General features: G+C 50.4%; 8 protein-coding genes. All 8 read left to right on the forward strand.

All coding sequences use genetic code 11. From position 1 onward, the window contains the following. Positions 1 to 25 precede the first annotated feature (25 nt). Complete coding sequence (locus FRZ59_RS08535) at positions 26 to 1,513, forward strand: FAD-dependent oxidoreductase (protein ID WP_132130003.1); 1,488 nt, start codon at positions 26 to 28, stop codon at positions 1,511 to 1,513. After that, a complete protein-coding gene (locus FRZ59_RS08540) occupies positions 1,514 to 4,009 on the forward strand; it encodes a sodium:solute symporter (RefSeq protein ID WP_132130002.1) in 2,496 nt (831 codons plus the stop codon). Between the two features lie 19 nt (positions 4,010 to 4,028). Further along, positions 4,029 to 5,993, forward strand: coding sequence for an alpha-amylase family protein (locus FRZ59_RS08545; RefSeq protein WP_132130001.1), 1,965 nt, complete (start codon positions 4,029 to 4,031; stop codon positions 5,991 to 5,993). A 199-nt stretch (positions 5,994 to 6,192) separates the two neighbouring features. After that, positions 6,193 to 9,336 carry a SusC/RagA family TonB-linked outer membrane protein gene (locus FRZ59_RS08550; protein WP_132130000.1) on the forward strand — a complete coding sequence of 1,048 codons (3,144 nt, stop codon included), beginning with the start codon at positions 6,193 to 6,195 and terminating at the stop codon, positions 9,334 to 9,336. Positions 9,337 to 9,349: 13 nt separating this feature from the next. Then, positions 9,350 to 9,550 (forward strand): hypothetical protein, encoded by a 201-nt coding sequence (locus tag FRZ59_RS19020; protein WP_225975246.1) that lies wholly within the window; start codon positions 9,350 to 9,352, stop codon positions 9,548 to 9,550. Continuing rightward, on the forward strand, positions 9,547 to 11,238 hold the full coding sequence (locus FRZ59_RS08555; protein WP_225975247.1) for a RagB/SusD family nutrient uptake outer membrane protein: 1,692 nt from the start codon (positions 9,547 to 9,549) through the stop codon (positions 11,236 to 11,238). The genes FRZ59_RS19020 and FRZ59_RS08555 overlap by 4 nt, the downstream gene beginning before the upstream one ends. Positions 11,239 to 11,280: 42 nt before the next feature. Continuing rightward, positions 11,281 to 12,294 carry a DUF5126 domain-containing protein gene (locus FRZ59_RS08560; protein WP_147698280.1) on the forward strand — a complete coding sequence of 338 codons (1,014 nt, stop codon included), beginning with the start codon at positions 11,281 to 11,283 and terminating at the stop codon, positions 12,292 to 12,294. Then, complete coding sequence (locus FRZ59_RS18605) at positions 12,219 to 12,485, forward strand: DUF5000 domain-containing lipoprotein (RefSeq protein ID WP_225975280.1); 267 nt, start codon at positions 12,219 to 12,221, stop codon at positions 12,483 to 12,485. Before FRZ59_RS08560 ends, FRZ59_RS18605 begins: the two co-directional genes overlap by 76 nt. Positions 12,486 to 12,495: the final 10 nt, after the last annotated feature.

Genomic DNA, 12,495 nt, shown 5'->3' on the forward strand with positions numbered 1-12,495 from the left:
AAGTTTTGTTTAAACCTGCATTATTATGACGAGTAAACTGAAGGATATCCATACGGAGGTATTGGTGGTGGGGGCCGGCGCGGCAGGGATAACCTCCGCGATCGCTGCTGCAAGAAACGGCGCCAAAACTCTTTTGATCGAATATAATGGATTCCTGGGAGGGATTTCCGCTACACTTCCCTGGCTGGGCTTTCATGACCGGGATTACCGGCAGGTCATAAAAGGACTGCCCCATGAAATAGTAACGAAGCTGCAAAGGATGAACGCTGCCTCAGATTATGTGCTTGATCCGAAATGCAGTTCTCTGGTAAGCGTGGACAATCATTCCTGGAAAGTACTTGCCATTCAGATGGCTGAAGAAGCCGGCGTGGAAATCATGCTTCATACCCATATGGTGGATACGCTGAGAACGAATGACCGGATCGAAGGAGTGGAGGTGGAACACAAATCGGGAAGACAGAAGATTTACGCTAAGGTGACCATTGACTGCACCGGGGATGGGGATGTGGCGGCACGCGGTGGTGTTGAATGGGAAAAAGGACGTACAGCAGATGGTTTGGTTCAGGCGCCGACATTGGTTTTCAGGCTGGGCGGTATGGACAGAGATAAGTTCGTGGCTGCATGCAAAGATAAATCGTTGAATTACAGAGAATGGATCGCGCCTTATCCAGAGTTATGGGCTAAGCTGCAGAAGAACCTGGATAAACTGGACGTATTCGTTTTGGGCGGATTGGCTGTCCTCGTCGAAAAAGCACGGATGGCCGGAGATCTGGACGTTCCGCAAACGCGGGTAGTGGGCGTTAAATTACACCGGTCCGATCAGTTTCAGGTAGTCATGACCAGGGTGCTGGGCCTTGACCCCACGGATGTGAAGAGTGTAAGTATGGCCTACAGCCGGCTATACGCCCAGATCCCGCAATTGGTCCGTTTTTTTCAGAAATATGTACCAGGGGGAGAAAACTGCTATTTGCTGGAGATTGCCCCGATGCTGGGGATCAGGGAAAGCCGGAGGATCATGGGAGATTATCTTTTGAAAAAAGAAGATCTGATAGAAGGAAGGGTGTTTGAGGATGCCGTGGCCATGGGCGGATACCATATAGATATTCACCGGCCTAAAGGCAGCTGGGTGGAATCCCATAATGTTAAGGCCTATACCATTCCCGTCCGGAGTCTGATCGCAAAAGGCGTGGAAGGCATGATGATGGCCGGAAAATGCCTTTCAGCAACACATGAAGCCGTAGCCTCGACGCGGGTGATTCCCATTTGTATGGCTCAGGGGGAAGCGGCCGGGACCGCTGCCGGATTGGCCGTTAAAAAAGGCATGGAAGTAAGAGATATGCCGGTTGCGGAATTGCAGCAGCAATTAAGAAAACAAGGCGCCGAGATAGGGGAAACGCTTGGAGAACCGAACTGGAAAGCCATAGAAGAAGTGGGGCAGCTTCCCATGACAGAACCGCCGACCGCCGGGGATGAGGATGCCGTCACAAAGCAAGAAAAAGCCTGGATCCAATAAATGCAGACCATACTTCGATTTACTGTTGCCCTGATATTATGGGCGGTACTTCCCTTAAAAGCCTTTCCGGAAAATCCTCCGCAAGGGCTGGAATTACAGCTTCAATGGGAGGAATACGATCTGGTTAGCCCCGTCGGGAGCGGCGCGGAAATGATTGGCCTGCATCAAGGGGTGGTTTTTGCCATGAGCGCCGGGGGAAAGGACCTCGAACTGTATTTCAGAGAGGTGGATCAAGAAACAGGACGATGGAAGAAAGCTGATCTTTCCGTAGAAAGCGCCTTCGGGGAAATAAAGCCTGTCCCTACCCCGGAAGGTATCGTCTTTTTTCAGAAAAATGAACAGTTTGGGGGATACGACCGCCCGGGGCTATTATACTGGGACAAGGACAGCCGGTTACCGGTATGGCGGGAACTCGAGCCATTGCCCGTACCATTGATAAATCCTGTGGCCAGCGCGGCTGAGGGCAGGCTGATCGTAGGCGGAAAGGAACTGCGGGCGGGTAATAAAATACTGTTTTATCAACTTCCATTACAAGCTGTCGGTAAATGGCTGGAACTACCGCCATTGAAGACGTCCGTGGACCTGCTCAATCTCCGGTTATTTATCCAGAGTGAGGGGGAAAACGATGCTGTTTTCTTGTTTGCCGGCAAGCAGAATGATAATGCCGGGAAAAGCGCGGGCTTTTATCTGAGCCCACTAAAACCGGAATGGAAAAAAATCAATATGCCCTCGTACCTTTCCGGAATTAACGGAGGGATCGTATTAGGGAACGTTCATATCTTATTAACCGCCGGCGAACAGGCAATGGCCTATCATACGATCACGAAAACCTGGGTAAAGGTAAACGGTTTTTTATCCCCGGACCTGTCTTGTCAATTAGCCACCGATCAGACAAATTTGTACGCCTGGGAATTTGATCGATCCGGATACCGGCTTTATATAAGCCACGGTGTTTCCCGTCCCTCAGGTATCAGGCCCCTGGACTACCTGGTGCTGGTCGTGTATTTTCTCTTATTGCTGGGGGTGGGATATCTCTTTTCAAAAGGGCTAAAGAATACGGATGATTACTTCCGGGGAGGGAAAAGGATACCCTGGTGGGCCGCCGGATTAAGTATTCTGGTTACTAAGCTCAGTGCCATCACTTTTATGTCCCTGCCCGCAAAAGCCTACGCCACCAATTGGTTGTACTTCTGGATACCGGTGGGGAATATCGTATTGGCTATCATTGTTATCAAGTATGTGCTGCCTTTTTTTTGCAGGCTGGATATTACCTCTACGTATGAATATCTGGAAAAACGGTTCAATACGACTACCCGGGTGATCGGCAGTATTACCTATATGCTTTTTGAACTGGTCCGGATGGGGGTATTGCTGTTATTGCCGGCCATTGTTATCGCGGTGGTAACCGGCTTTGATATTTATCTATGCATTATTCTGATAGGTGTCGTGGCTACGGTGTATACGATGATGGGAGGGATCGAGGCCGTTATCTGGACAGATGTGCTGCAGGCGATCATTTTAATTGCCGGGGCCATCATAGCACTGATCGTCGTCGGCAGCAAGATAGAGCTGGAAAATTTGAACACGTTTTTACAATCGCCGCTCGGCCAGGAGAAGCTGAAATACACCGATTTTAGTATTGACCTTACAAAGGCAACCTTCCTGGTGATCGCGTTAAGCTGGATCGGCAAGATACAGGACTATGTGTCTAACCAAACCGTGGTGCAGCGATTCATTTCCACCAAAGATGAAAAAAGCGCTGCCCGTAGCATTTGGGCTGCAAGTTTATTAGGCATACCGGTGATCACCCTGTTTTTAGTACTGGGTACGGCGCTTTTCCTTTTTTACGAGGCGAATCCCGGCAGATTGGACCCCTTCATGGAACAACCGGATGCCTTATTGCCCCTGTTTATTGTAAATGAGATGCCCGCCGGTGTCGCGGGGTTAGTACTAGCGGCTATTTTCGCGGCTGCTATGTCCAGCCTTGACAGTTCGCTCAACAGTATGTCCACTGTGATCGTTACGGATTTTTATAAGAAATTCGGCACCGGTATTTCGGAGGCGAAGTCGTTAAGATTGGCGAAGGTCCTTACCGTATTTTTGGGAATTTTCGGAACAGGATCCGCACTTTTTATGGTTGGTACTGAAATTTCATCGCTGTATGATCAGCTGTTTTCAGTGATCGGGCTTTTTGGGGGAGGGTTAACAGGTGTGTTTATTTTGGGTATATTTACCCGGCGGGCCAATACTGCCGGTACATTGACCGGCTTTTTTGCAAGCGCTGTCATTTTATTTGGAGTGAGTAATTATTCCGATCTGCATGTGTTCTTATATGCGCTGATAGGCATGGTTTCCTGCGCCGGAATCGGATATTTGATGAGTTTCATTCTGCCATCCGAACAGCATGCTTCACCTGCATTCACCATCTATGATTTACCTGCAAAGGCCCGCTCAAGCTCCCCCGAAGGGAAGAATAAATCAGGAGGTTCGTATTAAGAAGCTATCCTAAATCATTATGAATCAACACATTTCAATTTTTCTTGTCTTCGTTTTATTTTGTTCCGTCAACCTGCAGGCCCAGCGGTTTGAGCGGCTTTGCGCCGAAGTGCGGACGGAGAAAGATGTCCCGCGGCTGTTCATTAACGGGGAACTGTACCCGCCCTTTGCCTATATGTCTTATCTGGGCGAAGAAAAGTTCTATGCGGAAATGGCAGGCGCGGGGCTTCACCTTTACAATATTCCGGCCTACCTGGGCGACAGGGGTATCAATTCTTCTTCCGGCATTGGCCCGTTCAGGCCGGCGATCTGGACAGGAAACGGGCAATACGATCTTTCAAGCATTAAAAAAGACTTCGAGGAGATATTAAAAGCTGACCCCATGGCTAAGGTGATCATCAGGATTCATCTGGACCCGCCCGCCTGGTGGGAAAAGGAACATCCGGATGAAGTATGCGCGCTACCGGGAGGCGGTTCGCTGCGCACCAGTTTTTTTTCGCGTAAATGGCAGCGCGATGCGGGGAAAGCATTGAAACACTGTGTGAAAACGCTCCTCAATTCACCCTACGCCGCCCATCTTGCAGGGATACACGTTGCAGGAGGGTTTACCGAAGAGTGGTTCTATCACTTCAAAGATGAATTCCATGATGAGAGCGAAGTCCGGCTTGCCAGCTTCCGGGACTGGCTGCGGGATAAATATGGGAACAAGAGGGCGCTTCGCCAGGCATGGAAAGATAGTAAGGCAGATTTCAAAACGGCGGCGCCGGCAAATATCAGCGGGGCTGAGAAGGAAAAGCACTGGAGGGACGCCGGCGATCAGAAGTATTTCGACACTTTTGATTTTCATGCCGAAACCATGGCGGAACATATTAACTTTTTTACCAGGATCGTTAAGAAGGCGAGCAATGGCTGCCTGCTCACCGGCGCTTTTTACGGCTATCATTATTTTGTGACAGATCCAAGGCGCGGCCACGGCGCCCTGGCAAAAGTGCTGGAAAATCCTTACCTGGATTATCTTTCCAGCCCGAATGATTACAGAAGACGTGCAGGAGAGGACTGGCCGCCGATGGCAGCGATCAGGTCCGTTCAGTTGCACGGGAAATTATGGCTGGCCGAAAACGATACCCGTACCTCCATTACTACCCTATTGAAGGACCGCGCGCCGGAAATTGATCCTCCGGGTGATTATTACAGCAGCGGGGTTTGGCACGGTCCGGAAGACATGCAAACCTCGAAAGCGCTGCTGTTAAAAAATCTTGGCCGGATGCTGGCCTATGGATACGGGGGCTGGTGGTTTGATATGTGGGGTGGCTGGTTCAGCGACCCGGAGCTGCTGGCAGTTATCCGCCAGGGACAGGAATTTTTCAAGCATTATCCTTCTGCGGCTGTGGAAGAAATGGAACCCGAAGTCGCCGTCGTAGTAGATGAAAGGCTCCAGTTTTGGGATAAAAGTTATGGCAGCCTTACCCGGCAGATACTGGGCAACCGGTATGCCCTGGGGAAGACCGGCGCTCCTTACGATCTCTATCTCAGAAGCGATCTTGATAAGATCCCGGCCGGGAAATACAAGGTAGTTTGGCTAATGGGAATCCCGGACTTATCGCAAGGGGAGCAGAGCATAATAGAACGCATCCATCCGGTGCTTTTTATGCATACCGACAATAGTGGAACGGTTGTCCATGCGGGACAGGCGAGCCAGCCCCGGATCTTTGAAGAGAAATTGGCCTGGAAGGCGGAGTCGCTGGCGGAGCTATGGGACCAGGCCGGCGTACACCGCTACGGTCAGGCAGGCGATATCATTTATGCCGGGCGAGGATGGCTGGTGATCCATTCTGTAAGCGGCGGAAAAAAAACCTTAAGGCTTCCCTTCGCAGCGCGGGTCATTGACCCCGTGCGTAATATCACGCTTGCAGACAACGCACGCATAGTGCCGCTGAACCTGGAGCCAGGGGACACACGGATGCTGAGAGTAAAGCCTGAATAAACCTACGCCCAACAAAACGGGCTTCCATGTTTCTCGTATTAATATTGCTTAGCGGGCCTGTATCCAGCGATTTTTTTATCCAATTATTTTTCTCCGAAATATTTGCAGCTGCAATAAACTTTTGTACATTTGTTAATATGTAGTGCATACCGACAATTATTATCGGAACTAACCAACAAACCAAATACCCTAAAGAAATATGTATGCAAAGATTATTTACCCGTTTTTGACAGGGCTTCTTCTTTTCGTTTCTTATGGAGCGAAACCGGCAGGCTACGACCGTTTCCCGGAGGGCCCGGCCGCAGTTCACCTCGATATCGGGGTTAGAGGAACCGTACAGGATTCCGCAGGGAATACCTTGCCCGGTGTATCCGTGACGGTAAAAGGACAGACCACTATTGGAACAACAACCGATTTGAATGGCAAGTATTTCCTTGAAGTGCCGGACGGAGCCACTCTGATTTTTAGTATGATCGGTTATGAGCAACAAGAGATCCCTGTAAACGGGAGAGAACTGATCGACGTTACGCTGCACGAATCCACATCGCAACTGGATGACGTGGTGGTGGTCGCTTTCGGTACCCAGAAAAAAAGCGAGATGGTCGGTGCTGTGACGACGATCAACCCCTCGGAGTTGAAAGTGCCGTCCAGTAACCTTACAACCGCCCTTGCAGGACGGCTGGCCGGAGTGATCGCCTACCAGCGGAGCGGTGAACCAGGTCTGGACAATGCAGATTTCTTTATCCGGGGAGTGACCACATTCGGCTATAAGGTCGATCCCTTAATTCTCATTGACGGTGTGGAATTTACCGCTACCGACCTTGCCCGGCTTCAGCCGGATGATATCGCCAGTTTTTCCATTATGAAAGATGCCACCGCCACGGCTTTGTACGGGGCGCGGGGGGCGAACGGCGTGATCCTGGTGACCACTAAAGAAGGTAAAGAAGGGCCTGCAAAGGTTAGTTTCCGTTTGGAAAATTCCATTTCCGCTCCAACCCGGAATGTCGAACTGGCCGATCCGATTACGTATATGCGACTGCATAATGAAGCAGTGTCCACGCGGGATCCCCTGGCTTTCCGGCCCTATTCCCAAAGCAAGATCGATAATACGGTAGCCGGTACCAATCCGTACATGTATCCTGCAACCGATTGGCGGAAAGCGCTGTTTAAGGATTATACGATGAACCAGCGGGCGAATTTCAATGTAAGCGGCGGAGGACAGGTAGCGCGCTATTATTTCGCCGGTACCTATAACCAGGACAATGGGGTATTGAAAGTGGACGGCCGTAACAATTTCAACAATAACATCGATTTGAAAAGCTATTTGCTGCGGTCCAATGTCAATGTTAACATCACCAAGACTACGAAGGTGGGTGTGCGGTTATACGGCTCATTTGATGACTACAGCGGGCCGGTCGATGGCGGCAAAGGATTGTACGAAAAGGTGATGCGTTCAAACCCTGTGATGTTTCCGGCCTACTACCCCGTTATGCCGGGATATGAGCATGTTCAGCATATCATGTTTGGAGGTACGGTGGAAGAAGGATATATCAACCCCTATGCCGATATGGTGAAAGGATATAAGGACTACTCACGTTCGCTGATGCTTGCCCAGTTTGAGGTGGAACAGGATCTTAATTTTCTGACAGAAGGCCTGTCTTTCAGGGCTCTGGGCAATACCAACAGAGAGTCCTATTTTGATGTTTCACGTTTTTACGACCCGTTTTACTACGAAGCGTCAGGATACGATAAGGCAAGCGACACCTATAGCCTGCAAATATTGAATGAGAACCAGGGAACAGATTACCTGGACTATAAGGAGGGTGAAAAGAAAATATCCTCCGTGTTTTACCTGGAATCTGCCATGAATTACAACCGTACATTCGGGGAAAAGCACGGACTGAGCGGTATGCTGGTATATACCATGCGCCAGAAGCTGAATGCCAATGCGGGAGATCTTCAGCAATCGCTTCCGTTCAGGAACCTGGGATTATCAGGCAGGTTTACGTATGCCTATGACAGCCGTTACTATGCTGAGTTTAATTTCGGATATAACGGATCGGAGCGGTTCCAGTCCGATTACCGGTTTGGATTTTTTCCGGCCGGCGGGGTAGCCTGGCAGGTCTCCAATGAGAAATTCTGGGAGCCTTTGCGTAATACCGTTTCCCTGCTGAAAGTCAGGGCAACCTATGGTTTGGTGGGCAACGATGCCATTGGCGGTCCTGAAGACCGGTTCTTCTATTTATCCAATGTAAACATGGATGATGCCGGAAGAGGGGCTACGTTCGGCATAGACGACGGGTACACCAGACCAGGGGTATCGATAGAAAGATATGACAACGCCGCCATCACCTGGGAGACCGCTGAAAAGGTCAATTTAGGGCTTGAAATGAACTTATTCGGCAAGGTGGGTATCCAGGCGGATTTCTTCTCGGAGTACCGCAGGAATATTCTGATGACCCGGGCAACGGTTCCCGGGTACATGGGATTGTCTGCTGATGTGCGGGCCAATGTGGGAGAGGCCGCTGGCCGCGGTATGGACCTGTCCGTTGACTATAGTCAGACCTTCGGGCCCGATCTATGGATTATCGCCCGGGGTAATTTCACCTATGCAACCAGTGAATTTAAAGTATACGAAGAACCCGAATATGAAAGAGAGTGGTGGAAGTCGTATGTGGGGCATTCACTGAAGCAGAAATTCGGATACATCGCCGAGCGATTATTTGTAGATGACGAGGAGGTGCTTAATTCTCCCACGCAGGGCTTTGGCTCCATGGTAATGGGAGGAGATATCAAATATCGTGATATTAACGGAGACGGGCAGATTACGCCCCTGGATCAGGTGCCTATCGGGAATCCCACGGTCCCCGAAATCGTTTACGGGTTCGGCTTCTCGGCCGGCTTTAGGAATTTTGACATGTCGTGCTTCTTTCAGGGGCTAAGCAATGAGTCATTCTGGATTGATGCAACGAAGACAAGGCCGTTTGTGAACCAAAACCAACTGCTAAAAGCCTATGCTGACAGCCACTGGTCTGAGCGGAATGGCGATGTGACGGCGCTTTGGCCCCGGTTGAGTGCCTCGTCAGTGGCTAATAATAACCAGACAAGCACGTGGTTTATGCGTGACGGTTCATTTATTCGTCTGAAGACGGCAGAATTAGGCTATACGTTCCGGGAGGAACAAATGAGCAGGCTTGGCCTGGAGAGCTTAAGAATATACCTGAGCGGTACCAACCTGCTCAGCTGGAGCCGGTTCAAATTATGGGATATCGAGATGGCAGGAGAGGGTTTAGGCTACCCTGTTCAGCGGGTATTCAATCTGGGCGTGCAGGTATCACTTTAAAAATGAGAGAATCATGAAACAAAGAATAAAAGGAATAATCATTGTTTTCTGCATGTGTGCCTGTACTTCGTGCAATTACCTGGATGTCGTTCCCGACAACGTCGCCACCCTCGATAATGCATTTAATATGCGAAGCTCGGCCGAACGCTACTTATTTACCTGCTATTCCTGGCTGCCGAGCGAGGGGGAATACATGGGGGAAATCCCGCGTTGACCGCCGGCGATGAAATGTGGTTCCTCACCAACCGCCCCGATGAGCAATACGCCTGGCGGATTGCCACGGGAAACCAGAATGTGGCAAATCCCCTGGTTAATTTCTGGAGTGGTACAAACGGTGGAAAGAATATGTACCGCGGCATACGGGAATGCAATATCTTTTTGGAAAATATCGAATCCGTACCAGACATGTCGGCATCTGAAAAGGCCGTATGGACCGCGGAAGTCAAGTTTTTGAAGGCCTATTATCATTTCCTGTTATTCCGCATGTACGGGCCCATTCCGCTAATACGAGAGAATATCCCTGTATCCGCGAGCGTGGAGGAGGTAAAATCGGTTTTCCGGGACCCGGTGGACGGGTGCATTGACTACATCGTGGAGTTGCTGGATGAAGCTATTGCCGCCTTGCCCGATGCCGTACAATTTGACATACAAGAGGGCGGGCGGGTTACAAGGCCCATTGCATTAACGTTGAAGGCATACGTACTTGTGACGGCTGCCAGCCCATTATACAATGGCAATACAGATTTTGCCAGCTATAAGGACCCCGACGGGCAATTATTTTTCAATCAAACCTATGACCCCCAAAAATGGCAGCGGGCGGTTAATGCCTGCAAGGAGGCTATTGATGTCTGCCATGCGACAGGACGCGAGTTGTATGAATTTCAACCGGCATCCGGCGAAGACCTTTCCGAAGAGACAATTACGGAACTGAGCGTGCGGAACCCATTGACCCAGCGCTGGAACAGCGAGCAAATATGGACGAATACCAATTCCATCGGGGGGATTATCCAAAGCGCCGCGCAGCCTAAGCTGCTAAGCGGTTCCTCGATGCCCAGGTCCAGGCTAAGCCCGCCGATTAAAATTGCAGAATTGTTTTATACGGAAAACGGCGTGCCTATCAATGAAGACAAGGCGTATCGTTATGAGGACCGGTATAGCCTGAAACAGTCGGAAGAAAGTGACCGGCTGTACCTGAAGCCCGGTGAAGAAATTCCGGTGCTTCACTTTGACCGGGAACCGCGGTTTTATGCTTTTTTGGGTTTTGACCAGGGCAGATGGTATGGTACAGGATGGTATTCAGACGACGATAATATGTATGTGGATGCGAAATCCGGCGGCATTGCGTCCAGCGCGGGCCTCAATAACAGGTCGGCTACGGGCTACTGGCCTAAGAAATTGGTCAATTATCTTAACGTGGCTACACCGAATGCCTATAATTTGCAGAATTACCCCTGGCCTACGTTTCGCCTGGCAGATTTGTACCTTTTATACGCCGAAGCGCTTAACGAAGCGAATGGTCCCGGAGCCGAGGTGTATCATTGGCTGAACCTGATACGCGACCGCGCCGGTTTACCCACTGTAGAGGATGCCTGGACAAATCATTCTACCCAGCCGGCCAAATATACCACGCAGCAGGGCTTGCGGGAGATCATCCATCAGGAGCGGATGATCGAGCTGCTTTTCGAAGGTCATCGCTACTGGGACCTGAAACGCTGGAAAAAGGCGCCCCAGGTATTGAGCCAACCCATTACCGGGTGGGATATTTACCAGGAAGACGCCGCGACCTATTATCGGGTAAGGTTGATATTCAACCAGCAGTTCAGGATGCGCGATTATTTCTGGCCTGTCAGGGAATCTGAATTACTGATCAACCGGAACCTGGTACAAAGCCCGGGATGGTAAAGCGTTTGAAAAACATTGGAAATTTTAAAAAACACACGTTTTATGACGTACAGAATATTGATGCTACTCGGAATAGGCCTGTTGTTTCTGAGATGCTCGGAAGAACGGCCGACCATTATTAATGACAATGACCATGTACCCCCGCCTGTCTCCAACGTAGTCGTGGAAAGTATCCCAGGCGGCGCTGCAATTACCTATGACCTGCCGAAAGGGGGCAAATCACTCTATGTGCTGGCCGAATGGGAGCAAAATGGCAAGGTGATGACCGCTCAGGCATCTTTTTATGATAATTCCCTGGTAGTCGAAGGATTTGGCGACACGCAGGAATATGAAGTCAATTTATATACCGTGGGCCGGAACCTGAAGCGTTCCGAGCCTGTGCTTGTAAAAATAAAGCCGCTCACCCCGCCGATTTTATCCGTTCTCGAATCGTTTGACATACACGAGGACTTCGGCGGACTAAGGATGGACTTTTTTAATACGAGCGAGGAAGAAGTATCCATCGAAGTATACACCATGGACGATTTGGGCGACTGGGTGCCTGTGGAGACGTTCTATACCGGCCGGCCGGAAGGAAGGCTGTTTGTACGCGGCTTCGGTGCGGAAGAACGCCAGTTTGGATTTATCGTCAAAGACCAATGGGGAAACCAGACCGAAATGCTGACCAAAACGGTGACTCCCTTGTTTGAAAGGAAATTTGACACGGAGTTATTCAGAACATTATCCCCCTCGCTTCCTGGCGATATGGAGGCCTACGAGGGTACCACGCTTAGTAATATATGGAGCGGCAACTACACGGCTAATAACAGCATTCCCACCGACGGCTTTTTTCGGTCGGCCAACGGCTTAACCCTGCCCGCGCATTTTACCTTTGACCTGGGCGTTGTCGGTAAGTTAGGCCGGTATGTACTGCGGCAGCGCGGCGCCTATATATCGCCATATACTTTCACGTATTCAGGAGGGTCCCCCGCACGTGGGAAATATGGGGAAGGGCCGACGAACCCACATCCGGAGGCTGGGAGGGCTGGACTAAGCTCATGGACTGCGAAATGCTGAAACCATCCGGATTGCCCGTAGGGCAGACCAGCAATGAGGACGTCGAGCTTGCCCAGGCCGGGCATGAGTTTTCCTTTTCGCCGGATCTGCCGGAAGTGAGATACATCCGTGTCAACATACTTAGCAACTGGGGCGGGGTACAATATGTTAACCTTAGCCAACTGGAGTTTTACGGCGCTCCCGGTGAATAAACATGAATCA

This window comes from Anseongella ginsenosidimutans (assembly GCF_008033235.1).
GTDB classification, from domain to species: Bacteria; Bacteroidota; Bacteroidia; order Sphingobacteriales; family Sphingobacteriaceae; genus Anseongella; species Anseongella ginsenosidimutans.

Coding starts and splice junctions, on each gene's coding strand:
- FRZ59_RS08535 (WP_132130003.1), top strand. CDS start 26: ATGACGAGTAAACTGAAGGATATCCATACGGAGGTATTGGTGGTGGGG.
- FRZ59_RS08540 (WP_132130002.1), top strand. CDS start 1,514: ATGCAGACCATACTTCGATTTACTGTTGCCCTGATATTATGGGCGGTA.
- FRZ59_RS08545 (WP_132130001.1), top strand. CDS start 4,029: ATGAATCAACACATTTCAATTTTTCTTGTCTTCGTTTTATTTTGTTCC.
- FRZ59_RS08550 (WP_132130000.1), top strand. CDS start 6,193: ATGTATGCAAAGATTATTTACCCGTTTTTGACAGGGCTTCTTCTTTTC.
- FRZ59_RS19020 (WP_225975246.1), top strand. CDS start 9,350: ATGAAACAAAGAATAAAAGGAATAATCATTGTTTTCTGCATGTGTGCC.
- FRZ59_RS08560 (WP_147698280.1), top strand. CDS start 11,281: ATGACGTACAGAATATTGATGCTACTCGGAATAGGCCTGTTGTTTCTG.